Here is a 22,591-nt window from a genome sequence, read left to right as displayed (position 1 = left end):
CGTTCTGACTCGTGGTTGATGGACCATCAGCATCCACCGTAACGGTACGGACTGACTCACGAACGGGTTGTCACCAACCCCGCACAAAAGGGGCCCCGCACTCCGTTGTGCGGGGCCCAGTCGGGGGGTGGGTGGGCGGGCTCAGCCGAGGCGGGATGTCAGGGCCTCGTGCTCCTGCCACAGGCCGTCTGGCGTGTGGTCGCCGAAGGTGCGCAGGTGGGCGGGGATGAGGGACGCCTCCTCGCGCCACAGCTCACGGTCCACCTCCAGGAGGTGGGTGAGGTCGGCAGCGGAAAGGGACAGGCCGTCCGTGTCGAGGGCCTCCGGAGTCGGGAGGGTGCCGATCGGGGTGGTCACGCCCTCCGCGTTGCCGTCGAGGCGGTCGGTGATCCACTTCAGGACGCGGATGTTCTCGCCGAAGCCGGGCCACAGGTAGCGGCCGGAGGAGGCGTCGGAAGAGGCGTCGGAAGAGGCGTCCTTCTTGAACCAGTTGACGTAGTAGATGCGCGGGAGGAGGGAGGGGTCGGGGGCGGTGGCGCCCACGCGCAGCCAGTGGGCGAAGTAGTCGCCCATGTTGTAGCCGCAGAAGGGGAGCATCGCGAAGGGGTCGCGGCGCAGTTCGCCGACCGTGCCCTCGGCCGCGGCTGTTTTTTCGGAGGAGACGCAGGCGCCCAGGAAGACGCCGTGGCGCCAGGAGAAGGATTCGGTGACGAGCGGCACGGCCGTGGCGCGGCGCCCGCCGAAGAGGATGGCGGAGATGGGGACTCCTGCCGGGTCGTCCCACTCGGGGGCGATGGTCGGGCACTGCGCGGCCGGGACGGTGAAGCGGGCGTTGGGGTGGGCGGCGGGGGTGGACGAGGACGGCGTCCAGGAGTTGCCGCGCCAGTCGGTCAGGTGGGCGGGCGGCTCATCGGTCATGCCCTCCCACCACACGTCGCCGTCGTCCGTCAGGGCGACGTTCGTGAAGACGGAGTTGCCCCACAGCGTGCGCATGGCGTTGGCGTTGGTGTGCCAGCCCGTGCCCGGGGCGACGCCGAAGAAGCCGGCCTCGGGGTTGATGGCGTAGAGGCGGCCGTCCTCGCCGAAGCGCATCCACGCGATGTCGTCGCCGATGGTCTCCACCGTCCAGCCGGGGAGGGTTGGCTGGAGCATGGCGAGGTTGGTCTTGCCGCAGGCGGAGGGGAAGGCGGCGGCGATGTAACGCGGCTCGCGCCCCTCGCCGGGCGGGGTCAGCTTGAGGATGAGCATGTGCTCGGCCAGCCAGCCCTCGTCGCGGGCCATGACCGAGGCGATGCGCAGGGCGTAGCACTTCTTGCCGAGGAGGGCGTTGCCGCCGTAGCCGGAGCCGTAGGACCAGATCTCGCGGGTCTCGGGGAAGTGCGAGATGTACTTGGTGGCGTTGCAGGGCCAAGGGACGTCGCGCTCGCCGGGGGCGAGGGGGACGCCGACGGAGTGGATCGCACGAACGAAGGCGCCGTCCTCGCCGAGGGCTTTGAGCACGGCGCTGCCCATGCGGGTCATGGTGCGCATGGCGACGGCGACGTAGGCGGAGTCGGTGATCTCGACGCCCAGCGCGGAGAGGGGGGAGCCGAGCGGGCCCATGCAGAACGGGACGACGTACATGGTCCGGCCGCGCATCGCGCCGCGGAAAAGGCCATCGGAGCCCGTGAAGATCTCGCGCATGCGGGCAGGGGCCAGCCAGTTGTTGGTGGGGCCCGCGTCCTCCTCCCGCTCGGAGCAGATGAAGGTGCGGTCCTCGACCCGGGCCACGTCGGTCGGGTCCGAGGCGGCGTAGAAGGAGCCGGGCCGCTTGTCGGCGTTGAGCGGCGTGAAGGTGCCGGCGGCGACGAGCTGGGCGCACAGGCGGTCGTACTCCTGCTGCGAGCCGTCGCACCAGACGACCTCGTCGGGCTGCGTCAGGGCGGCGATCTCGTCGACCCAGGCGGCGAGCTCCCGGTGGCGGGTGGGGGCGGCGACGGCACCGGCGTCTGTCAGCGTCACGTTCGCTCCAGGTGGTGAGGGTGAGGGTGAGGATGGGCGTTTTGAGTTGGGCGATGCGCGCTCATTGGATAGGGATGGCGCTCATCTGATACTCCCCTTTTTACTCGTCTGTGTCCAGTCGTGCTCAAGTGAGCATGGGCGACGGCGTCGCTAGCATCAATGCATGACTCGGCCCGCCCCGGATGCCGCCCGCGCCGCGGCAGCAACGCCCGCGCCGCTGCTCGACGCGCCAGAAACGCCCGCGGTGACCGCAGCGACGGCCGCGCCCGCAGCAGGGCCCGCAGCGCCCGCAGCCAAGCCGCGCCTGCGTGGCTGGCTGCACGCGGGCATGTTCCCCGCCGCGCTGGTCGCCGGCCTCTTCCTCTCGGCCCTCGCCGACAGCCCGCGCGGGCGCGTGGCCTGCGCCGTCTACACGCTCACCGCCTGCCTGCTCTTCGGCGTCAGTGCGCTCTACCACCGGGGCGACTGGGGCCCGCGCGCCACCGCGCTGCTGCGGCGGCTCGACCACGCCAACATCTTCCTGATCATCGCGGGGACGTATACGCCCTTCACGATCCTGCTGCTGGACGGCGCGCGCGAGCAGATCCTGCTGTGGGGGATCTGGGCGGGGGCGAGCGTGGGTATCGCGTTCCGCGTCTTCTGGGTCGGCGCTCCGCGCTGGCTGTACACGCCGTGCTACATAGCGCTCGGCTGGGCCGCACTCTTCTTCCTGCCGGACTTCCTGCGCGCGGGCGGCGTCGCGGTGCTGTCGCTGGTGGTCGCCGGCGGCCTGCTCTACAGCATGGGCGGCGTGATCTACGGGCTCAAGCGGCCGGATCCGTGGCCGCGCTGGTTCGGCTTCCACGAGCTGTTCCACTCGTTCACACTCGCCGCCTTCGTCGTCCATTACGTGGGGATATCTCTCGTCGCCTACCGGCACGCCTGACAGCAGCGCCCCTGCGTTGCGCTACGCCGTCCAGCGGGCGCTTCGCCCGGCTTGTGCCTCGAACGGACCGGCCGGGCGGCGATTGTCAGTGGCCCGTGCCAGTCTCGATTCCACAAGGTCACGAGGAAGGGACTGGCTGTGATCGCGAAGGACTTCGTGCCCGGTTCGCCGTGCTGGCTGGATCTGGGCGCCCCCGACGTCGCCGCGGCGGCGAACTTCTACGGAACGGTGTTCGGCTGGGAGTTCAGCCCGATGGGGCCGGAAGCGGGCGGGTATGGCCTGTTCCGGCTGAACGGCAGGACGGTGTGTGCGGCCGGGCCGCTCACCGAGGAGGGGGCGCGTTCGGCCTGGATGGTCTATTTCGCCACCGAGGACGCCGACGGCACGACGCAGGCGGTGCGGGACGCGGGCGGCATGGTGCGGGCCGCGCCGTTCGACGTCGGGGAGGAGGACGGCGGCCGCATGGCGCAGCTCACCGATCCGCAGGGGGGTCAGTTCGCCGTCATGCAGCCGGGCAAGGACGGAGGGCTGCAGGCCACCGACGAGCCGGGCGCGCTGATCTGGATCGAGCTCTACACGACGGACTCCGACGCGGCCAAGGCGTTCTACGGCGGCCTCTTCGGCTGGGAGACGCAGGACATGCCGCTGCCCGGGGACGGCGGGACGTACACGCTGATCGGCCCGTCCGGCGCCGGGCAGGACGAGATGCACGGCGGCATGATGCAGCTCCGCGCCCGGGACCTGTCGCTGACCGGCGGCCGGGCGTACTGGCACCCGGTGTTCGCGGTGGAGGACTGCGACGCCACCGTCGCGCGCGTCACCGAGCGCGGCGGCAGCGTGCAGATGGGGCCCGAGGACGCGGAGGGCGTGGGGCGGCTGGCCGTCTGCCTCGACCCGGCCGGGGCCGACTTCGTGGTGCTGAAGCCCCAGCCCATGGAGTGAGCGAAGGGAGCGGAGGGCGTCAGCGCAGCTGCTCGGCGAGGGCGGCCGGGTCGGTGGTCGGCGCCTCGCAGGCGAAGCGGCGGCAGACGTACGCCGCCGGGCGGCCCTCGCGCAGCGGCCGGTCGGCGAGCAGCGGCGGCGTGCCGGGGGCCCCGGACTCCGCAGGGTCGCCGACGGCCACGACGGCGCCGGGGGCGGTGGCGTGCAGCGCGGCCCGGTGCAGCGCGGCCGTCTCCGGGTCCTGGCGGGGACCGACGATCGCCACCTCGCGGGGGCCGTCCAGCGCGGCCTCGGCGACGGCCAGGCCCCAGCCGATGAAGCGGGGAGCGCGGGTGCCGAGCGCGGTGACGATGCCGAGTGCCCGCTCGGCCGCGTTGCGGTGCCGGGCGCTGCCGGTGTAGGCGGCGTAGGAGAGCAGGGCACCGGCGGTGGCGGTCCAGCCCGCCGGGGTGGCGCCGTCGGTGGGGTCCTGGGGGCGCCGGATGAGCGGCTCGGCGTCGTCGGCCGTGTCGTACAGCGCGCCGTCCGGGCTGGTGAAGCGGGTCAGGACGGTCTCCAGCAGCGCCTCGGCGTGGCCGAGCCAGCGCGTGGCGCCGGTCACGGCGTAGAGCGTGAGGAAGCCTTCGGCCACGTCGGCGTAGTCCTCCAGCACCCCGGCGCTCGGGCCGGCGCTCCCGCCGCGGGAGGTGCGGACGAGGCGCGCGGGGGCGTCGGAGCCGGTGAGGTGCACTGCGACCAGCAGCTCGGCGGCGTCGGCGGCGGCCTCGACCAGGTCCGGGCGGTCCAGGCAGGCGCCGGTCTCGGCGAGGGCGGCGATGGCCAGGCCGTTCCAGGCGGCGATCACCTTGTCGTCGCGCTCGGGGCGGGCGCGGCGTTCGCGGACGGCGAGCAGGGCTTCGCGCAGCTCGGCCGGTGCCTCGTCGCCGTGGAGCCGCAGCACCGAGGCGCCCTCCTCGAAGGTGCCCTCCTCCGTCACGCCGAACACCCCGGCCGCCAGCCGGGCCGTCCGGTCGTCACCGCCGAACGCCTCTCGGAGCTGGTCGGGCGTCCACACGTAGTAGGCGCCCTCGGCGTGGCCGCCGTCCTCCGTCTCGCTGTCGGCGTCGAGCGCCGAGGCGAAGCCGCCCTCGGCGGTGCGCAGCTCCCGCACCATGAAGTCGGCCGTCTCCAGCGCGACGCGGCGCGCCAGCGAGGAGCCGGTGGCCCGCCACAGGTGGGTGTAGACGCGGCCGAGGAGGGCGTTGTCGTAGAGCATCTTCTCGAAGTGCGGCACGGTCCAGGACGCGTCCACCGCGTAGCGGGCGAAGCCGCCGCCGAGCTGGTCGTAGATGCCGCCGCGCGCCATGGCCCCGCAGGTCTGCTCTACCAGCGCCAGCGCCCGGGAGGAGCCGGTGCGGGCGTGGTGGCGCAGCAGGAACTCCAGCGCCATCGCGGGAGGGAACTTCGGCGCCCGGCCGAAGCCGCCGTGCGCGGCGTCGAACTCCCGGTCGAGGCCGGCGACGGCGGCGGCCAGCTCGTCCGCGCCGGGCGGGCGCGGCGAGGCGTAGGACAGCTCGCGCCCGGCCAGCTCGCGGGCGATGTGCGCCGCGACCCCGTCGACCTCGCCGCGCCGCTCGGTCCACGCGGCGTGCACGCCCTGCAGCAGCTGCGTGAAGGAGGGGATGCCGGGCCGGGGCTCGGGCGGGAAGTAGGTGCCGAAGTAGAACGGCTCGCCCTCGGCGGTCATGAAGACGGTCATCGGCCAGCCGCCCTGGCCTGTCGCCGCCTGCACCGCGTCCATGTACACCGAGTCGACGTCCGGCCGCTCCTCGCGGTCGACCTTCACCGGCACGAAGTGCTCGTTGAGGTACGCGGCGGTGGCGGCGTCCGCGAAACTCTCGCGGGCCATGACGTGGCACCAGTGGCAGCTGGCGTAGCCGACGCTCAGCAGGACGGGCACGTCGCGGCGGCGGGCCTCGGTGAAGGCCTCGGCGCACCAGGGCCACCACTCCACGGGGTTGTCCGCGTGCTGCAGCAGGTAGGGGGATGTCTCTGCGGCGAGTCGGTTTGCCATGTCTCCATGGTGACGCCGACCGGGACGGGCGTCACGTCCGTCCCGGGGTCGATCCGCCGTGCCGCCGTCGCGCTACGCCTGGTAGGGCTTGGCCTCCATCACCTTCACGCGGGTCCTGCTGCCGTTGGGAAGCTCGTACTCCGCTTCCTGGCCGACCTTCTTCCCGTTGACGCCGCTGCCCAGCGGGGACTGCGGCGAGTAGGTCTCGATGTCCGAGGTGGCGAACTCGCGGGACGCGAGGAGGAAGGTCAGCGTGTCGTCCTCGTCACCGTCGAAGGCGATGGTCACGACCATGCCCGGCGCCACCACGCCCGTGTCGGCGGGGGCCTCCCCGACGCGCGCACTCTCCAGGAGCTGGGTGAGCTGGCGCACGCGCGCCTCCATCTTGCCCTGCTCCTCCTTGGCCGCGTGATACCCGGCGTTCTCCTTGAGGTCGCCCTCTTCTCGCGCCTGCTCGATCTTCTTGGCGATCTCCACGCGTGCGGGACCCGACAAGTGATCCAGCTCCGCCTTGAGCTGGTCATACGCCTCCTGGGTCAGCCAGGTGACAGTGTCGCTGGTCTGGGTCACAGGTGCTCCTCGGGTGATGGTACGAGAGGGACTACAAACGGTCAGAGCGATAAAAAGGACGCCCGACCCGGATGGTTGCGATCCTGGGCGGGCGGATCATCGATCGAAATCTCGACTCTAACAATGCCGATCGATGTTCGGAAGGATTACCCTCCGCTGCCGCGCACAAACCCTGAGGCCCGTCGACGATCTCGCCCGGCCTCCGGCGCAGGTCGCATACCCCCACAGGGTAGCGCCGCCGAGCGTGGCCGCCCGTGAGCGACAACGCGATCGTCAGCCGCGAGTCCCGCCTGGCAACCCGCCCCGTCGGCGAACCGCCCCCGGAGAACTTCGGCGCCCCCGGGACGACCGGCCTGACCGCGTACATCGCCGTCACCGAGACCGCCCGGGTCGGCTCCGGGGACGTGGTCTTCGTCTCCGGCGCGGCGGGCGCGGTCGGCGGCGTCGCCGGGCAGCTCGCCCGCGGGTTCGGCGCGGCCCGGGTGATCGGCTCAGGGCTCGGCGAGGGCTCGGCCAGGCCTCGGCTAGGGCTCGGAGCAGCCCAGCAGCTCGATCGCGGTGGCGCGCTCCGTCGTCCGCAGCGTGAGCGAGCGGTGGATCTCGCCGGTGTCGTCGGTGAAGCGGAAGTCCGCCCGCCCGACCTCCAGGCCGTCCTCGGCCTGGGCGCGGACCGTGCACACCCCGACCGCGTCCGAGGGCTTGCGGACCGCGAGGCTCAGCTCGACCTCCTTGTCGGAGATCACGTCGAACGTCGTCAGCTCGCCGGAGACGCGCTGCTCGGAGATGTACGACACCCCGGCCCAGGCGGTGAACGCCAGCAGCGCGGCGCCGAGCACGAAGCCGATGATCTTCAGCCGCCGGTCGGTGCGTGCGCTGTCCGAGGCGGAGCGGCCGTACCGACCCTGCGGGAGTTCCGCGCGGGGCTCGGCGGCGTTGGCCATGGCGGTTGTCCTCAGGGAGCCGGGAGCGGTCGGAGAGAAAATCGGGAATAGAGGCGTTGGTCCATCGGTCACTATAGAAGGCGTGTGCCGGACGACTACGACGAGGACCGATCCTTGACTGAACAGCTGCGACTCATGGCCGTGCACGCCCATCCGGACGACGAGTCCAGCAAGGGCGCGGCGACGATGGCCAAGTACGTGTCCGAAGGCGTGGACGTGCTGGTCGCCACCTGCACCGGTGGCGAGCGGGGCTCCATTCTCAATCCCAAGCTCCAGGGGGACCCGTACATCGAGGAGCACATCCACGAGGTGCGGGCGAAGGAGATGGCCGAGGCCCGGGAGATCCTGGGCGTCAAGCAGGAGTGGCTGGGCTTCGTCGACTCCGGCCTGCCGGAGGGCGACCCGCTGCCGCCGCTGCCCGAGGGCTGCTTCGCCCTCCAGGAGGTGGAGGTGGCGGCCGGGGCGCTGGTGCGGCTGGTCCGTTCCTTCCGGCCGCACGTGATGACCACCTATGACGAGAACGGCGGGTATCCGCACCCGGACCACATCATGACCCACAAGGTGTCGATGGTGGCGTTCGAGGCCGCGGGGGACCCGGCGCGCTACCCGGACGCGGGCGAGCCCTGGCAGCCGCTGAAGCTCTACTACAACCAGGGCTTCAACCGGCCGCGCACCCTGGCCCTGCACAACGCCATGCTGGCGCGGGGACTCGAGTCGCCGTACGGCGAGTGGCTTGAGCGCTGGGACGAGTTCACCGACAAGCGGCCGGAGCGCGAGCTGACCACGCGGGTGCCGTGCGCGGAGTTCTTCCCGGTCCGCGACAAGGCGTTGATCGCGCATGCCACGCAGATCGACCCGGACGGCGGCTGGTTCAAGGTGCCGATGGAGCTCCAGCAGGAGGTCTGGCCGACCGAGGACTATGAGCTGGCCCGATCTCGGGTGGATACTTCACTCCCCGAGTCCGATCTGTTCGCAGGCATCCGACAGAATTGAGATCATGATTGATTTGCTACCCCTCGCCAAGGAGTTGGACGAGTACACGGTGACGCCGGGGGTGCTGGGCTTCATCGTCTTCGCCGTCCTGGGCGTGGGCGTGTGGATTCTGCTGAAGTCCATGAGCAAGCACCTGGGGAAGATCGACTTCCAGGAGGAGGACGCCGAGCGAGCCGCCGCCGGTGGCGAGCGGTCGTCCGCGCGGGCCACCTCCTCCTCGGCCTGAGTGCCTGAGTCGTCCGACCCTTCGACCACTCGACCACTCGACTCCGACACGATCGACCGTTGTGAACCCTTCGACGCCCGGGACGCCCGCCGCGCCCCGGACGCCCGCAACACCCGCCCGGACGTTCGTTACGCCCGGGACACGACGCCGAAGTGGTCCCGGGCGCCGCGTCGCGGGACCATCCCGAGTCGCCACGCGGACCAGCCGGACTCCGGCCCCTGGCCGCGCTGCAGCATCAGGGCGTAGCTGCTGGCCGAGTCCGTGAGGTGAGGGTCGCGCAGGGGGTGCTCCTCGCGCAGCAGCTGCGAGAGCTCCTCCTGGGCGACCGCCTCGCCCACGTCCGAGCCGCCCGGCGAGGCCAGCGGCAGCAGGGTGCAGCGCAGGAACTGCGCCCAGTCCGTGCCCCGGGCGTCCGGCCGCCCCTCGCCGTACCCCTCGCCGAAGAGGCGCAGCGCGTCGTCGGCGAGCTCCAGCGCCTGGCCGAGCCGCTCGTTGCCGGCCTCGATCACGGCCAGCTCCAGGCAGGTCCACGCCTCCCCGTGCACGACGCCGGAGCGCTGGAAGTCGCGGCGGGCCTCCGTCAGCAGCTGCCGGGCGAAGCCGGTGTTGCGCAGCGAGCCGGTGGCGTCGGCGCTCTGGTCGCGCGTGACGCGGGCCGAGTGGTGGCGGGCGCAGGCCAGGCCGTAGATGTCGCGCATCCGGGAGAACATGGTGCGGGACCGCTCCAGGGTGCGCACCGCCTCGGCGCGGTCGCCGTCCTCCTCCTGCGCCTGGCCGAGGTAGTACAGCGTCCACGCCTCGCCGCGGGCGTCCTCCGTCTCGGTGTGGCGGCCCAGCGCGGCGCGCAGCTGCTCCAGGGCGGCGGTCGGGTCGCCGGCGTAGAGCCGGGCGCGGCCCAGCTCGGTCACGGCCCACGCCACGCCGCGCACGTCGCGGGAGCGCTCGTAGAGGTCGAGGGCGGAACGCATCTCGTGCTCGGCGTCCGGGATGTTGCCGCCGCGCAGCAGGGTCTGGCCGAGCTGGAAGCGGGTCCACGCCTCGCCGTGGACGCTGCCGCTGGCCTGGTGCAGCCGCAGCGCCTCGGCCAGCATCCGGCGGGCGGTGTGGATGCGGCCCATCTCGCGCTCGACGGTGGCCAGGGCGTGCAGGGTCCAGGCCCGGTCGCCGGTCAGGGCGTCGCCCTCCTGGAGGTCCAGGGCTTCGCGCAGCCGCTGTCCGGCCTCGCGGAGCTGGCCCTGGTGCTGGAGGGTGATGCCGAGGTCGCGCAGGGCGCGGGCGGTGCCGGCGTCGTTCTGCGCCTGCTGGTAGAGGGTGACGACGGAGGAGAGGGTGGAGCGGGCCTTGTCGAGCTCGCCGAGCTGGCGGGCGGCGACGCCGGTGCGCCACTGCACGGAGCGGGTGAGCAGGCCCTGGTTCACGGCCTGGGTCAGCTCGTTCAGCTCACCGAGGCGGTAGAGGTCGCCGCGCAGCAGGCAGTAGTCGCACAGCGCGCCGAGCAGGTGCTGGACGGCCTGGCGGTCGACGCGCTCGTCGGCGTGGCGGAGGGTGGCGGTGATGAAGCTGGTCTCGTCGTCCAGCCAGCGCAGGGCGGCGTCCAGGGAGGGGAAGCCGTGGCCGCCGGCGGCGGCGGGCAGCACGTCGGCGCGGGTGGAGGTCTTGCCGTCGACGAGGCGGATGACGGTGTCGGCGAGCTCGGCGTAGCTGCGGATCAGCCGCTCCTGGGCGGCCGAGCGCTCCTCGTCGCTCTCCTCGTCGTACAGCCGGGCGCGGGCGAAGCGGCGTACGAGGTCGTGCAGGCGGTAGCGGCTGCCGCGCACGTGGCGCAGCAGGCCGGCGCGGGTCAGCTCCTCCAGGTGGCGGACGGCCTCCTGCTGACCGACGTCGAGCAGGGCGGCGGCGGCGCGGGCGCCGAGGCTGGCGCGGCCGGCGAGCGCGAGGCGGCGCAGCAGGCGGCGTGCGGCCTCGGACTGGTCGGCGTAGCGCATGCGCAGCGCCCGCTCGGCCGGGTCCAGGCCCTCGCCGTACGCCCCGAGGTCGTCGGCGAGCTGCGCCGGGGAGCGCTCGTCGAGGGCGGAGCCGGCCAGGCGCAGCAGCAGCGGGCGGCCGTCGCAGAGCTCGGTGACGCGCTGCCAGGCGCCGGCGTCGTAGGGGCCGGGGGCGATGGTGGCGCCGTCGGTGACGGAGGCGCGCAGCAGCTCCTCGGCGTAGTCGCGGCCCAGGGCGTCGAGGTGGAGCTGGTGGACGGAGGCCGGCAGGTCGGGGTCGAGCGGCAGCGGCTCGGCGGCGGTGACGAGGACGAGGGAGTCGGAGCGCTCGGGGATGAGGGTGCGCACCTGCTCGGCGTCGGTGGCGTCGTCGAGGATGATCACCACCGGCAGCCCCGTGAGGTGCTGGTGGTAGCGCTCGGCGAGGCGGCGCAGGTGGGCGGGGTCGGCGCCGCGGCCGATGCCCTCGCGGAACAGCAGCTGCTCGCGGGGGGCGCCGAGCCGGTTCATCAGGTGGAGGATGGCGTCCCGGGTGGGCAGCGGGTCGACGCTCTGTCCGCGCAGGTCGACCAGGCAGGCGCCGCGGAACAGCTCGCGCATCTCGTGGGCGGCCCACACGGCGAGCATGGTGCGGCCGGCGCCGGAAGGGCCGTGGAGGACGACGACGGTGGGCCGGGTCTCGGTCCTGGCCCGGTCGCGGTTGACCCACTGGGTGATCTGGGTCAGCTCGCGGCGGCGGCCGATGAAGGGGTGGCCGCGGTCGGGCAGCCGGTCGAAGGAGCGGGCCAGCGTGGTGCGGGTGCGGGCCGCACCGCTGCGGTCCCGGGAGCGGGACTGCGGCTGCGGGCGGCGCGACTCGCGCTGGCCGGGAACGCCGGGGGCGAGCGGCTTGTTGCGCGGCGCGACGGCACGCTGGTGGTCCATGTAGGGGCGGATGCCGCGCACCTCGACGGCGGCGAGCCAGGCGAGGCGGAGCTGCTCGACGCCGCCGGGCTGGTTGCGGCGGCCCGCGTGCCGCTCCGCCGACCACAGGTGGGCGACGACGGTCTGCAGGGCGAAGCCGAGCAGCCCGGCGGCGGCGACGATGGCGGCGTCGCCGAACGCCGTGGTGACGGAGTCGTCCATGCTGCCGATGAGCAGCAGCGCGGCGACGGCCGAGCCGGCGGCGGCGGCGAGGGCGCCGCCGAGGGCACGGGTGCCGAAACGGTCCCGCAGGCGGCCCGGGGAAGCGTCCGCCTCGGCCTGCCGGTAGGCGTCGTACTCCTCCTGCGCCGGGCGGACGATCTCGTCCAGGGTGCCGCGCGCCCGCCGCACCAGCTGCTCGCCGTCGATGCGGCCCTCGGAGGTCCGCGCCTCCTCCGCGGCGGCCCGGACCAGAAGCCGGTCGACCTCCGCCCGGTGTCGATCCGTCAGCCCCGCCTGACCCGCCATCGGATGTCCTCCCCGTTTCGTCGTGGATCTCCCGCGTGTACGAGAACCCATTCCCGGGGTGAGGCTGCCCGAACAGCCCAGGTGGTGGCAAGGGGAACCGATCACGCGGATCGGGCCGCGGGCCGCGGATCGGCCGGGTCGGCCCCGGCTGATCCCGGGCCGAGCCCAGGATCAGCGGGACCAGCCGGACCAGCCGGGGATCAGGCCGTGGCCGACTTGTACTTGCGCACCGCCAGGGAGCGGAACACCACGATGATCAGCACCGAGAAGAGGGCCGAGGCCAGCGCCGGGTTCTCCATCGGCCAGGCGTCCGGGGCCTTGTAGTCCGCCGGGAGGTTGCCGAACAGGTCGCGGACGGCCAGCACGGTGGCGCTGAACGGGTTCCACTCGGCGACCGGCTGGAGCCAGCCCGGCATGTTCTCCGAGGGCACGAAGGCCACGGATATGAACGTCACCGGGAACAGCCAGATCAGGCCGCCGGAGGTGGCCGCCTCCGGGGAGCGGACCGACAGGCCGATCAGGGCGCCGATCCAGGTGAAGGCGTACCCGAGCAGGAGCAGCAGCCCGAACCCCGCCAGCGCGTTGAGCACGCCGTCGTGGATGCGCCAGCCGACGAAGAACGCCACGATGGCGAGCACGAGCAGGGTGACCGCGGTCTGGACCAGGTCGGCGAAGGTGCGCCCGGTGAGCACCGCGCCGCGCGCCATGGGCAGCGAGCGGAAGCGGTCGATGATGCCCTTCTGCATGTCCTCGGCGATGCCCGCGCCCGCGCCCGCCGTGGCGAAGGTGACGGTCTGGGCGAAGATGCCGCCCATCAGCCACTCCCGGTAGGCGCCCGCGTCGAGCCCGGCGCCCGGGATGTTGATCGAGCCGCCGAAGACGTAGGCGAACAGCACCACGAACATGATGGGCTGCACGAGGCCGTAGATGATGATCTCGGGGATGCGCAGCATCCGCAGCAGGTTGCGCTTGGTGACGACGAGCGAGTCGCGAACGCCCTGGCGGAGGCTGATGCGCTCCCCGGCCGGGCCCGGGGCCGCCAGCCGGGGGGTGTCCTGGACGGTGGTGGTCACGATGCCTCCTTCCTGGCGGCGGCCTTACTGCCGGACCTGCGGCCCTTGGCGTCCTTGCTGCCCTTGCTGCCCTTGCTGTCCTTGGCGTCGTCCTGGTCCGTCTCCCCGGCCGGCTCCTCCTCGGTGGCGTGGCCGGTGAGGGAGATGAAGACGTCGTCGAGGGTGGGGCGGCGCAGCCCGATGTCGTCGATCTCCACGCCACGGGTGTCGAGTTCGCGGATCACCTCGGCCAGCAGCTTGGCGCCGCCGGCCACCGGCACGCTGAACCTGCGGGTGTGCTCGGTGAAGACCGGATCGCCGTCGCCGAGGTTGCGCAGCACCTCCTCGGCGGTCGTCGCGTGCTCCCGGTCGTGCACCACCACCTCGATGACCTCGCCGCCGGTCTGCTCCTTGAGCTGGTCCGAGGTGCCGCGGGCGATGACCTTGCCGTGGTCGACCACGGCGATGGTGTCGGCCAGGTGGTCGGCCTCCTCCAGGTACTGCGTGGTGAGCAGCAGCGTGGTGCCGCCGGCCACCAGCTCCTGGATGACCTGCCACAGCTGCTGCCGGTTGCGCGGGTCGAGGCCGGTGGTCGGCTCGTCCATGAACATGACGGGTGGGCTGACGACCAGTGCCGCAGCGAGGTCGAGGCGGCGGCGCATGCCGCCCGAGTACGTCTTGGCGATCCGGTCGGCGGCGTCGGCGAGGTTGAACCGCTCCAGCAGCTCCCCGGCCCGGCGCCGGGCGTCGTTCGCGGAGAGCTGGTAGAGCTGGCCGACCATCTGGAGGTTCTCGCGGCCGGTGAGGAGGTCGTCGATGGCGGCGAACTGGCCGGAGAGGCCGATGGAGCGGCGCACCGCGTTCGGGTGCTTGACGACGTCGATCCCGGCGACCTCGGCACGTCCGCTGTCGGGCCGGATCAGGGTGGTCAGCACCCTGACCGTGGTGGTCTTGCCCGCCCCGTTCGGCCCGAGCAGGCCGAGGACGGTGCCCTCTGGCACGTCGATGTCAACGCCGTCCAGTGCCCGTACCTCGCCGAAGGTCTTCACCAGCCCCTCGGCGTATATGGCGCCTGGCATGTGGTCTCCCAAGTTCTTGGGGTTTTCTGTGGTTTCAGGTGAGATTCGCCCGCTGGGGGCGGAGTCGCGCTTTCGTCAGTGTAGAGTATCGCGATGTATCGCGTTACTCATTTTTCGGTGTCGAGGAGGTCTCGACGGCGCCTCGTCAGCCGAGCACCCGGTACCCGGCCGCGCGCAGCGCCTCGGTGACCTCGGCGCAGTGCTGCGGCCCCTGGGTCTCCAGCTGCAGCTCCACCTCGACCTCGCTCACGCCGAGCCGCGGATCGGTCCGTACGTGATTGACGGCCAGGACGTTAGCGCCCGCCACTGACAATTCCGTGAGGAGCGCCGCCAGTGCCCCGGGCCGGTCCGCCAGCCGCACCCGCAGCGACAGGTAACGCCCGGCCGCCGCCATGCCGTGCCGCAGCGTCCGCTCCAGCACCAGCGGGTCGACGTTCCCGCCCGAGAGCACCGCGACCACCGGCCCGCTGCCGAACGCCCCCGGCTCGCTCAGCAGCGCCGCCACCGGGCTGGCGCCCGACGGCTCCACCACCAGCTTCGCCCGCTCCAGGCACAGCAGCAGCGCCGCCGACAGCGCGTCCTCGGAGACCGTGCGGACCTCGTCCACCAGCTCGGCCACGATGCGGAAGGGCACCTCGCCCGGCCGCCCGACCTGGATGCCGTCGGCCATGGTCGACATCTCGGCCAGCGCCACCGGCTCCCCCGCCGCCAGCGAGGGCGGGTACGCCGCGGCGCCCTCCGCCTGCACCCCCACGATCCGCACGTCGGGGCGCAGCGCCTTCACCGCCACCGCCACCCCGGCGGCCATGCCCCCGCCGCCCATGCCCAGGACGATGGTGCGCACCTCCGGGCACTGCTCCAGGATCTCAAGGCCGATCGTTCCCTGCCCGGCCACCACATCGGGGTGGTCGAAGGGGTGGATGAAGACGGCCCCGGTCTCCTCGGCGTGCTCGCGCGCGGCGGCCAGCGCCTCGTCCACCACCTGTCCGTGCATCCGCACCTCGGCGCCGTAGTCCCGCGTTGCCGCGATCTTCGGAAGCGGCGCGCCCGTCGGCATGAACACCGTGGCCGGCACCCCCAGCAGCGCGGCCGCCAGCGCCACGCCCTGCGCGTGGTTGCCCGCGCTCGCCGCGACGACGCCCCGGGCCCGCTCCGGAACGGTCAGCCCGGCGATGCGGGTGTAGGCGCCGCGCACCTTGAACGAGCCCGTCCGCTGGAGGTTCTCGCACTTGAGGTGGACCGGGGCGCCCAGCAGCTCCGACAGGAAGCGGCTGCCCTCCATCGCGGTCACCCGGGCGACGCCCGACAGCGTCTTCTGGGCGGCCAGCACGTCCTCAAGGGACGGGGAGCGCGGGGTGGAGAGATGTACAGCCATGCCGCAAGTCTGGCAGGCGCGCGGCGGGGCGGCGCGCGCGGCGTGCGGCGGGATCGCTCCGGCGGCAGATCACAGGCGCTTCACGGGATTGCGCATTGAGCAACCATCCCGCCTCTCGCGGCGTACTCTGTGCCACACACACCGCAACGATCGCAACTGCCAGGCTGCTTCCCTGGTTTCCCTCGATCGCGGCCCGCCGCGATCGCCGCACCCGCACTACACCCCTACCGGAAATGACCTCTGAACCCACCACATCACAGACCGAGGACCTCCCGCTGCTCGACGCGTTCCAGCACGAGGTGGCCGTCTTCGCGCGCCGAGCCGAGCAGACCCGGCTCGCCGGCCTCGGCCCCGCCCGCAACTCCATGGACCGAGCCGCCTACCTGCTGCTCAGCCGGCTCGACCAGGACGGCCCGACGGGGGTCAAGGCCCTCGCGGCCGGCATGGGCATCGACTCCTCCACCGTCACCCGGCAGGTCGCGCCGCTGGTCGATTCCGGTCTCGTCAAGCGCACCTCCGACCCCGACGACGGCCGCGCCGTGGTGCTTCAGCTCTCCGCGCGCGGCAGCGACCGCCTGGAGGAGGTCCGCACCTCGCGGCGCAAGCTGATGTCGCTGCTCACCGCGGACTGGACGCAGGAGGAGCGCGAGACGTTCTGCGCGCTCCTCACACGTTTCAACGCCGCCATATCCGAGTGGCAGAACCGGGCCTAGCCGGCTGGCCTCACCAGCCCGGTGCGCTATCCCAGGGCCTGCGCGAGGTCGGCCAGCAGGTCGTCCACCGACTCGATCCCCACGGACAGCCGCACCAGATCCGCGGGCACCTCCAGCGCGGAGCCCGCGACCGAGGCGTGCGTCATCCGCCCCGGGTGCTCGATCAGCGACTCGACCCCGCCCAGCGACTCCCCCAGGGTGAACAGCCGCGCGCGGTCGCACACCGCGACCGCCGCCCGTTCGCCGCCCTCGACCCGGAACGACACCATGCCGCCGAAGTCCCGCATCTGCTTCGCCGCGGTCTCGTGCCCCGGGTGCGAGGGCAGCCCGGGGTAGCAGACCTGCACGACCCGGGGGTGGGCGGCCAGCGCCTCGGCGACCCGGGCGGCGTTGGCGCTGTGCCGGTCCATCCGCACCGCCAGGGTCTTGATGCCGCGCAGCACCAGCCACGAGTCGAAGGGCCCGGCGACCGCGCCCATGGCGTTCTGGTGGAACGTCAGCTCCCCGGCCAGCGCCTCGTCCGCGACGACCAGCGCGCCGCCGACCACGTCCGAGTGGCCGCCCAGGTACTTGGTGGTGGAGTGCACCACCACGTCCGCGCCGAGCGCGAGCGGCTGCTGGAGGTACGGGCTGGCGAAGGTGTTGTCCACCACCAGCCGCGCCCCGGCCGAGCGGGCGACCTCCGCCACGGCCGCGATGTCCGTGATGCCCAGCAGCGGGTTGGACGGCGTCTCCACCCACACCGCCTTCGTCTCCGGCCGGACCGCGGCCCGCACCGCCGCCGGATCCGTGGTGTCCGCCACCGACCAGGCCACTCCCCACCGGTCGACGACCTGCGCCACCAGCCGGAACGTGCCGCCGTAGGCGTCGTCGGGGATCACCAGGTGGTCCCCGGGCCTGAGCAGCGTGCGCAGCAGGCAGTCCTCGGCGGCCAGCCCGGAGGCGAACGCCAGCCCTCGCCGGCCGCCCTCCAGCGCGGCGAGGTTCTCCTCCAGCGCGGCGCGCGTGGGATTGCCCGAGCGGCCGTACTCCCAGCCGCCGCGCAGGCCCCCGACGCCGTCCTGCTTGAAGGTCGAGGACTGGTGGATCGGCGGCACCACCGCCCCCGTCACCGGGTCGGGCTCCTGCCCGGCATGGATCGCCACCGTTTCGAAACGTTGTCCGTCACGCTCCTGGTTCATGGCACAACGCTAATGCGCCGTACGGTGGAGATACGCATCGTCCGTCCAAGGGGGAGCCGCGCCGCCATGGAAGCACTGCTGTTGCTCATCGCCCTGACCGCCATCTTCGGCGTGGCCGTGCTGCCCGCCATCCGCCGGCGCCAGGAGCGCAGGGAGTTCGGGCGGGTCCCCGACGCCGCCGCCGAACCGGGCGGGCCCGGGTACGGCGCGCCCGCGGGCCCGCGTACCGGCTCAGGCGCCCCCGCCGCCACCGGCCTGGTGCCGGTCGACCAGCTCGACGTGCGGCTGCCGGGCCCCGACCCGGAGCTGGTGGCGGCGCTGGAGGAGTGCCAGCGGACGCAGGCCTGGCGCCCGGCCGGCCAGCTCCTGGCTCTCACGGACGAGCGCGAGCTGCGCTGGCAGCGGGTGCAGTCGCTGGCGGGCGCGGCGGCGATGGAGCTGGCGCGCTGGCGCGCCGCGGGCGGCCCGGCGGACCACCCCGACGAAGGGATCGACGGGATCCTGGCGAAGGGGCCGCGCTCCGACGCGGGCTGGCTGCGGCGCTGGCGCGCCGAGGAGCCGGGCGACGTGGGCGGCGCCGAGGTGTACGCCCAGTTCCTGGTCTGGCAGGCCATGGCGGACCCGGCGTCGGCGGACCACCGGATCATCCTGGAGGAGGCCCGCACGGTCTGCGGCGAGGCGGCCCGCCTCGCGCCCGAGGACCCCATCCCCTTCATCACCGAGCTGTTCATCGCGCGCGGCCTGAGCTACCGCCCGGCCGACTTCCAGGCGTTGTGGGAGAAGGTGACGCGGCTCGACCCCGCGCACATGGGCGCGCACCTGGCGGCGTTGCCCTACTGGTCGGAGAAGTGGCACGGCTCGCGGGAGGAGGCCGACGCCTTCGCCCGGCAGGCGGCGGCCACCGCGCCGGCCGGCAGCCTGCTGCCCGCGCTGCCGCTCTTCGCGGTCTACGACCACCTGCCCGAGGTGACGCTCTCCCCCGGCATGTTCCAGGGCGCGGTGGTCGGCGACGCCATCGAGGCCGCGCGGTACGCCCTGCACGACGCCCGGCCCGGACACCCCGTCGAGCCGCACGTGCGGCACCTGCTGATGTGCTTCCTGGTGCTGGCCGAGCGCTACGCCGAGGCGGCGGAACAGGTGCGGGCGATCGATGGTTATGTCGGGGCCATCCCGTGGGTGGACCGCGAGAACCCGGCCAACGAGTACGCCGCCTACCGCGCCCTGGCCATCGCCCGCCAGTGAGGCACCCGAGGAGCAGGGCACCCGAGGAGACATAGGAAACGACCATGCGACTGCACGCCTTCAAGACCCGCCTGCCCACCTCCGAGGAGGCCCTCCCCGGCCGCGCGGAGACCCCCTTCCCCGTCCCCGGGAAGCACGCCGTCCTCGGCAACCCCCTGCTCGGCCCCTACCCCGAGGGCCTGGAGGTGGCGGACTTCGCGCTGGGCTGCTTCTGGGGCGCCGAGCGCCGCTTCTGGCAGCTCCCGTCCGGCGTGTGGACCACGCTCGTCGGCTACCAGGGCGGCATCACCGCGAACCCCACCTACGAGGAGGTGTGCACCGGCATGACCGGCCACACCGAGGCGGTCCGCGTCGTCTTCGACCCCAGCGTCGTCTCGTACGAGCGCCTGCTGCGCCTCTTCTGGGAGTCCCACGACCCCACCCAGGGCTTCCGCCAGGGCAACGACGTCGGAACGCAGTACCGCTCCGCCGTCTACACCCACTCCCCCGCCCAGCAGTCCGCCGCCGAGGCCTCCCGGGAGGCCTACCAGAAGGTGCTGTCCGGCTCCGGCTACGGCGAGATCACCACGGAGATCCTCCCGGCCGACGGCCGCCCGTTCCACCCGGCCGAGGACTACCACCAGCAGTACCTCGAGAAGAACCCGGCGGGCTACTGCGGCCTGGGCGGGACGGGCCTGTCCTGCCCGGTGGGCGTGGCTTCCGCGGGAGAGTGAACGCCAGCGCTGACGTCGCCGCCTCACCGCCTGCGAGCTGAGCGGCGGCGTCGAGCACGAGGTGCCAGGGGTATGGGTCCTGTCGGCCGGAAACACCTGCCGGACGAGCGCGAAGGCGTGGTGATCAGCTCACGACGCCGATGCCACGATCGCGTGGACGCCGGGCAGGTCGTCGAGGGCGGCCTTGCCGTCCGTGGTCACCACCGTACGCACTGTCGCGGCCGCGGTTGCGGCGATGATCAGGTCATGGGCGCCCCGGGGTTTGCCCTCACGCCGTACATGAGCCAGCAGACGGGCATGGACGATGGCAACGTCCGACGTGTAGTCCTCCACGGGAATCAGCGCTCGCACCCCATCCACGAACTCCTGTCGGCGTACCCGGCGGGAGTCGTCCGCCAGCTCCACACCGAACTGCAGCTCGGCCAGCGAAACGGCCGCAATGGTCACGTCGTCGTCGCCGCGCAGCAAGCGAGCCAGCCCTCCGTCACCGCGCTCCGCACGGACGATGACGCCCGTGTCCAGGATCAGTCGTCTCGCCATGCCGCGCTCATCTCGTCGGTCACGACATCGCGCGCCGAATCGACGTCGCGGGCATACTCCTCATCGACCGGATGCGAGTCCAGAAAGTCCTTGATCGCCGCGCCGTTGCCCGCAGTCGCCGGAGACAGCGTCGCCAGCCGCCGCCCCCCTCGGGTGATCACGATCGTCTCCCCATGCTCGGCACGATCAAGCACGGAGGCGAAGTTGCGCGCGACTTCTGTCGCCGTCATGGTCCTCATGGAATCAGAGTATCTGATTCCTGCAGGAAAAGAGACACCTGACTCCCCCGACCGCTGACCCAACCCGACGACGATCGCCCCGGAACCGCGAGATCGCGAGCGCGATCCTGCTGGGCGCTCTCCGTCGACGCGGATGGCGGCGGATCTCCAAAGCCGGACTGGGGTTGATCAGGATGCTCCTGCCGGACTGCTACTCAACCAGTCGGTTGACCACGCGGCAGGTCCGGCCGTAGGTTGTATTTAACCAATTGGTTGAAGACGAGGAGTGCGAGGTGCCCGCCGACCGGCTGTCCCAGATGTTTTCCGCGCTCGCCGACCCGACCCGGCGCGACATCGTGGCTCGACTTGCCGCCGGAGACGCCACGGTCAACGAACTGGCCGAGCCGTACGACGTCACCGTGCAGGCCGTGTCCAAGCACATCAGAGTCCTGGAAGACGCCGGTCTGGTCAGTCGCAGCAGGGACGCTCAACGGCGGCCCTGCCACCTTGAGGCGGAGGTCTTCCACCTGATGACGAAGTGGATCGAGCGTTACCGACGCGAGGCGGAGGACCGTTTCCGTCGTCTGGATGCCGTCCTCGAGGAGATGGACGAGCAGCCGGGGGCGGGCACCGCGACGAAGGAAGCAACATCATGAGCACGACAGACACCCACCACCGCGACGAAACGCAGATCGTGGCCGACCCGGCGCTTCCCACCATCGTGATCACCCGGGAGTTCGACGCTCCACCCGAGCGCGTGTTCCGGGCATACACCGATCCTGACCTGGTCGTCCAGTGGCTCGGCCCGCGTCGACTCACCATGCGGATCGACCAGTACGACGCGCGTAGCGGTGGGTCGTACCGCTATGTGCATCGCGCGGACAACGGGACCGAGTACGGCTTCCACGGCGTGTTCCACGAGGTACGCCCCAACGAGCGCATCGTGCAGACCTTCACCTTCGAGGACTGGCCGGACAGCGTCAGCCTCGAGACAGCCGCTTTCGAGGATCTCGGTGGCCGCACCCGGGTCACCGCCACGTCGCTCATGGACTCCATCGAAGCCCGCGACGCGATGCTCGCGAGCGGCGCGGAAGGCGGCGTCCGGGACGGCCACGAGCGGCTCGACGACCTGCTCCGCAGCACGAGGGCAGCCGATGAGCACCGCACCGTCGCACGCGTCTTCAGCGACCGTGTACGTGGCGTGCCTCCGGGGGCATGGGACAACCCGGCGCCGTGCGAGGGATGGGTCGCCCGGGACGTGGTGCGGCACCTCGTCGAGTGGTTCCCGGACTTTCTGAAGGCCGGCGCCGGAATCGAACTGCCGAAGGGGCCGTCGGTGGACGACGACCCGGTGGCAGCCTGGACGGTGCACAGCGATGGGGTGCAGGCCCTCCTCGACGATCCCGACACAGCCAAGAGGGTGTTGTCGAACCCGCACATCGGAGAGGTCCCGCTGGACCAGGCGGTCGATCGGTTCTACACCGCCGACGTCTTCATGCACACCTGGGACCTGGCGCGAGCGACCGGCCAGGACGAGCGCCTCGACCCCGACAAGTGCACCCAGTTGCTTGAGGGGATGTTGCCGCTCGACGACCTGCTCCGCACCAGCGGACAGTACGGCCCACGAGTCGAGGTGCCCGAAAGCGCCGACGTACAGACTCGCCTGCTCGCCTTCATCGGCCGCACACCCTGAAGCCCGTCCCCACGTGAGGAAGCTCTCGTGAACGTGGGCGAGACGGTGCTGAACGAAGACGGAGTCCGGCTGGTGGCGTACTTCGGCTGAACGCCCCACGACGCCCACGACGCCCCACGACGCCCCGGGACCTTCCGTCAGCGCGCGGCGCGGCCGGCGCCGGGGCCCTCGGCGATCCATGCGCGGAGGCGCGCGCTGAGGACGACGTCATGGGGCAGCCGCTCCAGCTCCCGCGCGTCCACGTCCACACCCTGCTGCCCGAGGATGCCGGCCAGGGAGGCCCAGTGGCCGGCGGCCACCTGCTCATGCGTCTCGCCGTCGCCCGGCTCGTCCGGCCCGACCACGACCCGGGCCGTGCTCGCGACCTCCTCGGCCGAGATCCACGCCCGGATGTCCGCTCCGCCGCCGTGGGGCGAGGAGCTCCAGCCGCGATCGTCGAGCAACACCAGACCGCGGCCGTCCGCCAGGACGGCCGTGAGCCGTGCGGACACCGACATCTGGCGCGCGTCCGTCGCACCGTCGTCCAGATCGGCGTGGGTGACCAGGCGGATCACACCGGTCTGCGCGGGGCCCAGCGGGTGCGGCGTCGTCATGGCGGAGGGCGGCCTCCTCTCGTTGTGCCGGGTCCCGGCGTTGTCGACCGGACCGGCGCCCGCGGTCCCGGGCCGCGCGGCCGCCCGGCGGGAGCCGGACGCGCTCTGCCCTCGGCAAATCTGCT

General features: G+C 72.5%; 21 protein-coding genes. 9 read left to right on the top strand and 12 right to left on the bottom strand.

Going from position 1 to position 22,591, the window contains the following annotated elements; all coding sequences use genetic code 11:
* Window positions 1-141 precede the first annotated feature (141 nt).
* Complete coding sequence (locus tag ACTWQH_RS04965) at window positions 142-2,001, bottom strand: phosphoenolpyruvate carboxykinase (GTP) (RefSeq protein WP_443285078.1); 1,860 nt, start codon at window positions 1,999-2,001, stop codon at window positions 142-144.
* A gap of 163 nt (window positions 2,002-2,164) precedes the next feature.
* Here ACTWQH_RS04965 and trhA point away from each other — a divergent pair, with 163 nt between their 5' ends.
* Both trhA and ACTWQH_RS04955 read left to right on the top strand, forming a co-directional pair.
* Window positions 2,165-2,926: a PAQR family membrane homeostasis protein TrhA gene (gene trhA / locus ACTWQH_RS04960; RefSeq protein ID WP_443285077.1), complete on the top strand. Its 762-nt coding sequence runs from the start codon at window positions 2,165-2,167 to the stop codon at window positions 2,924-2,926.
* Window positions 2,927-3,064: 138 nt separating this feature from the next.
* On the top strand, window positions 3,065-3,868 hold the full coding sequence (locus ACTWQH_RS04955) for a VOC family protein (protein WP_443285076.1): 804 nt from the start codon (window positions 3,065-3,067) through the stop codon (window positions 3,866-3,868).
* A gap of 19 nt (window positions 3,869-3,887) precedes the next feature.
* Here ACTWQH_RS04955 and ACTWQH_RS04950 read toward each other — a convergent pair whose 3' ends face one another.
* From ACTWQH_RS04950 to ACTWQH_RS04940, 3 genes are all read right to left on the bottom strand, one after another.
* On the bottom strand, window positions 3,888-5,921 hold the full coding sequence (locus ACTWQH_RS04950) for a thioredoxin domain-containing protein (protein WP_443285075.1): 2,034 nt from the start codon (window positions 5,919-5,921) through the stop codon (window positions 3,888-3,890).
* Between the two features lie 72 nt (window positions 5,922-5,993).
* A complete protein-coding gene (greA, locus tag ACTWQH_RS04945) occupies window positions 5,994-6,491 on the bottom strand; it encodes a transcription elongation factor GreA (protein WP_443285074.1) in 498 nt (165 codons plus the stop codon).
* A 524-nt stretch (window positions 6,492-7,015) separates the two neighbouring features.
* Window positions 7,016-7,432: a DUF4307 domain-containing protein gene (locus tag ACTWQH_RS04940; RefSeq protein WP_443285073.1), complete on the bottom strand. Its 417-nt coding sequence runs from the start codon at window positions 7,430-7,432 to the stop codon at window positions 7,016-7,018.
* A 114-nt stretch (window positions 7,433-7,546) separates the two neighbouring features.
* On the opposite strand from ACTWQH_RS04940, the gene mca reads away from it, so the two are divergent.
* Window positions 7,547-8,425, top strand: coding sequence for a mycothiol conjugate amidase Mca (gene mca / locus ACTWQH_RS04935; RefSeq protein WP_443285072.1), 879 nt, complete (start codon window positions 7,547-7,549; stop codon window positions 8,423-8,425).
* Between the two features lie 4 nt (window positions 8,426-8,429).
* On the top strand, window positions 8,430-8,651 hold the full coding sequence (locus ACTWQH_RS04930) for a hypothetical protein (RefSeq protein ID WP_443285071.1): 222 nt from the start codon (window positions 8,430-8,432) through the stop codon (window positions 8,649-8,651).
* Window positions 8,652-8,779: 128 nt separating this feature from the next.
* On the opposite strand, the gene ACTWQH_RS04925 is transcribed toward ACTWQH_RS04930, so the two are convergent.
* The 4 genes from ACTWQH_RS04925 to ilvA form a co-directional block, all read right to left on the bottom strand.
* Window positions 8,780-12,067 (bottom strand): tetratricopeptide repeat protein, encoded by a 3,288-nt coding sequence (locus ACTWQH_RS04925; RefSeq protein WP_443285070.1) that lies wholly within the window; start codon window positions 12,065-12,067, stop codon window positions 8,780-8,782.
* A gap of 200 nt (window positions 12,068-12,267) precedes the next feature.
* Complete coding sequence (locus ACTWQH_RS04920) at window positions 12,268-13,110, bottom strand: ABC transporter permease (protein ID WP_443285147.1); 843 nt, start codon at window positions 13,108-13,110, stop codon at window positions 12,268-12,270.
* Between the two features lie 26 nt (window positions 13,111-13,136).
* On the bottom strand, window positions 13,137-14,198 hold the full coding sequence (locus ACTWQH_RS04915) for an ATP-binding cassette domain-containing protein (RefSeq protein ID WP_443285069.1): 1,062 nt from the start codon (window positions 14,196-14,198) through the stop codon (window positions 13,137-13,139).
* A gap of 145 nt (window positions 14,199-14,343) precedes the next feature.
* Complete coding sequence (gene ilvA / locus ACTWQH_RS04910; RefSeq protein ID WP_443285068.1) at window positions 14,344-15,573, bottom strand: threonine ammonia-lyase; 1,230 nt, start codon at window positions 15,571-15,573, stop codon at window positions 14,344-14,346.
* 233 nt (window positions 15,574-15,806) lie between these two features.
* Between ilvA and ACTWQH_RS04905 the strand changes: the two genes are divergently transcribed.
* The gene (locus ACTWQH_RS04905) at window positions 15,807-16,286 is read left to right on the top strand and encodes a MarR family winged helix-turn-helix transcriptional regulator (protein ID WP_443285067.1); all 480 of its coding nucleotides are present in this window, start codon (window positions 15,807-15,809) and stop codon (window positions 16,284-16,286) included.
* Between the two features lie 26 nt (window positions 16,287-16,312).
* On the opposite strand, the gene ACTWQH_RS04900 is transcribed toward ACTWQH_RS04905, so the two are convergent.
* Complete coding sequence (locus ACTWQH_RS04900) at window positions 16,313-17,467, bottom strand: cystathionine gamma-synthase (protein WP_443285066.1); 1,155 nt, start codon at window positions 17,465-17,467, stop codon at window positions 16,313-16,315.
* Window positions 17,468-17,533: 66 nt separating this feature from the next.
* Between ACTWQH_RS04900 and ACTWQH_RS04895 the strand changes: the two genes are divergently transcribed.
* Together ACTWQH_RS04895 and msrA are read left to right on the top strand one after the other, a co-directional pair.
* Window positions 17,534-18,709 carry a hypothetical protein gene (locus ACTWQH_RS04895; protein WP_443285065.1) on the top strand — a complete coding sequence of 392 codons (1,176 nt, stop codon included), beginning with the start codon at window positions 17,534-17,536 and terminating at the stop codon, window positions 18,707-18,709.
* A 44-nt stretch (window positions 18,710-18,753) separates the two neighbouring features.
* Complete coding sequence (gene msrA / locus ACTWQH_RS04890; RefSeq protein WP_443285064.1) at window positions 18,754-19,422, top strand: peptide-methionine (S)-S-oxide reductase MsrA; 669 nt, start codon at window positions 18,754-18,756, stop codon at window positions 19,420-19,422.
* A gap of 129 nt (window positions 19,423-19,551) precedes the next feature.
* Here the strand turns inward: msrA and ACTWQH_RS04885 are convergent, their stop codons facing one another.
* Together ACTWQH_RS04885 and ACTWQH_RS04880 are read right to left on the bottom strand one after the other, a co-directional pair.
* Entirely contained in the window at window positions 19,552-19,962 is a 411-nt protein-coding gene (locus tag ACTWQH_RS04885; RefSeq protein WP_443285063.1) for a PIN domain-containing protein, read from the bottom strand.
* Complete coding sequence (locus tag ACTWQH_RS04880) at window positions 19,947-20,201, bottom strand: type II toxin-antitoxin system Phd/YefM family antitoxin (RefSeq protein WP_443285062.1); 255 nt, start codon at window positions 20,199-20,201, stop codon at window positions 19,947-19,949. The genes ACTWQH_RS04885 and ACTWQH_RS04880 overlap by 16 nt, the downstream gene beginning before the upstream one ends.
* Before the next feature lie 272 nt (window positions 20,202-20,473).
* Here ACTWQH_RS04880 and ACTWQH_RS04875 point away from each other — a divergent pair, with 272 nt between their 5' ends.
* Both ACTWQH_RS04875 and ACTWQH_RS04870 read left to right on the top strand, forming a co-directional pair.
* Window positions 20,474-20,836 carry an ArsR/SmtB family transcription factor gene (locus tag ACTWQH_RS04875; RefSeq protein WP_443285061.1) on the top strand — a complete coding sequence of 121 codons (363 nt, stop codon included), beginning with the start codon at window positions 20,474-20,476 and terminating at the stop codon, window positions 20,834-20,836.
* Entirely contained in the window at window positions 20,833-21,873 is a 1,041-nt protein-coding gene (locus ACTWQH_RS04870) for a TIGR03086 family metal-binding protein (RefSeq protein ID WP_443285060.1), read from the top strand. Before ACTWQH_RS04875 ends, ACTWQH_RS04870 begins: the two co-directional genes overlap by 4 nt.
* 137 nt (window positions 21,874-22,010) lie before the next feature.
* On the opposite strand, the gene ACTWQH_RS04865 is transcribed toward ACTWQH_RS04870, so the two are convergent.
* The gene (locus ACTWQH_RS04865) at window positions 22,011-22,466 is read right to left on the bottom strand and encodes a hypothetical protein (RefSeq protein ID WP_443285059.1); all 456 of its coding nucleotides are present in this window, start codon (window positions 22,464-22,466) and stop codon (window positions 22,011-22,013) included.
* Window positions 22,467-22,591: the final 125 nt, after the last annotated feature.

This window comes from Streptomyces sp. 6N223 (assembly GCF_052246635.1).
GTDB lineage: Bacteria > Actinomycetota > Actinomycetes > Streptomycetales > Streptomycetaceae > Streptomyces.
The sequence above is the reverse complement of the archived record's forward strand: the minus strand, read 5'-3'. Positions and strand labels throughout refer to the sequence as shown.

What these genes read in the sequence shown, in the direction of transcription:
- ACTWQH_RS04905 (WP_443285067.1), top strand. Translation starts at nt 15,807, where the DNA reads ATGACCTCTGAACCCACCACATCACAGACCGAGGACCTCCCGCTGCTC.
- ACTWQH_RS04915 (WP_443285069.1), bottom strand. Translation starts at nt 14,198, where the DNA reads ATGCCAGGCGCCATATACGCCGAGGGGCTGGTGAAGACCTTCGGCGAG.
- msrA (WP_443285064.1), top strand. Translation starts at nt 18,754, where the DNA reads ATGCGACTGCACGCCTTCAAGACCCGCCTGCCCACCTCCGAGGAGGCC.
- ACTWQH_RS04885 (WP_443285063.1), bottom strand. Translation starts at nt 19,962, where the DNA reads ATGGCGAGACGACTGATCCTGGACACGGGCGTCATCGTCCGTGCGGAG.
- ACTWQH_RS04880 (WP_443285062.1), bottom strand. Translation starts at nt 20,201, where the DNA reads ATGAGGACCATGACGGCGACAGAAGTCGCGCGCAACTTCGCCTCCGTG.
- ACTWQH_RS04930 (WP_443285071.1), top strand. Translation starts at nt 8,430, where the DNA reads ATGATTGATTTGCTACCCCTCGCCAAGGAGTTGGACGAGTACACGGTG.
- ACTWQH_RS04900 (WP_443285066.1), bottom strand. Translation starts at nt 17,467, where the DNA reads ATGAACCAGGAGCGTGACGGACAACGTTTCGAAACGGTGGCGATCCAT.
- ACTWQH_RS04925 (WP_443285070.1), bottom strand. Translation starts at nt 12,067, where the DNA reads ATGGCGGGTCAGGCGGGGCTGACGGATCGACACCGGGCGGAGGTCGAC.
- ACTWQH_RS04950 (WP_443285075.1), bottom strand. Translation starts at nt 5,921, where the DNA reads ATGGCAAACCGACTCGCCGCAGAGACATCCCCCTACCTGCTGCAGCAC.
- ACTWQH_RS04940 (WP_443285073.1), bottom strand. Translation starts at nt 7,432, where the DNA reads ATGGCCAACGCCGCCGAGCCCCGCGCGGAACTCCCGCAGGGTCGGTAC.
- ilvA (WP_443285068.1), bottom strand. Translation starts at nt 15,573, where the DNA reads ATGGCTGTACATCTCTCCACCCCGCGCTCCCCGTCCCTTGAGGACGTG.
- ACTWQH_RS04870 (WP_443285060.1), top strand. Translation starts at nt 20,833, where the DNA reads ATGAGCACGACAGACACCCACCACCGCGACGAAACGCAGATCGTGGCC.
- ACTWQH_RS04895 (WP_443285065.1), top strand. Translation starts at nt 17,534, where the DNA reads ATGGAAGCACTGCTGTTGCTCATCGCCCTGACCGCCATCTTCGGCGTG.
- ACTWQH_RS04865 (WP_443285059.1), bottom strand. Translation starts at nt 22,466, where the DNA reads ATGACGACGCCGCACCCGCTGGGCCCCGCGCAGACCGGTGTGATCCGC.
- trhA (WP_443285077.1), top strand. Translation starts at nt 2,165, where the DNA reads ATGACTCGGCCCGCCCCGGATGCCGCCCGCGCCGCGGCAGCAACGCCC.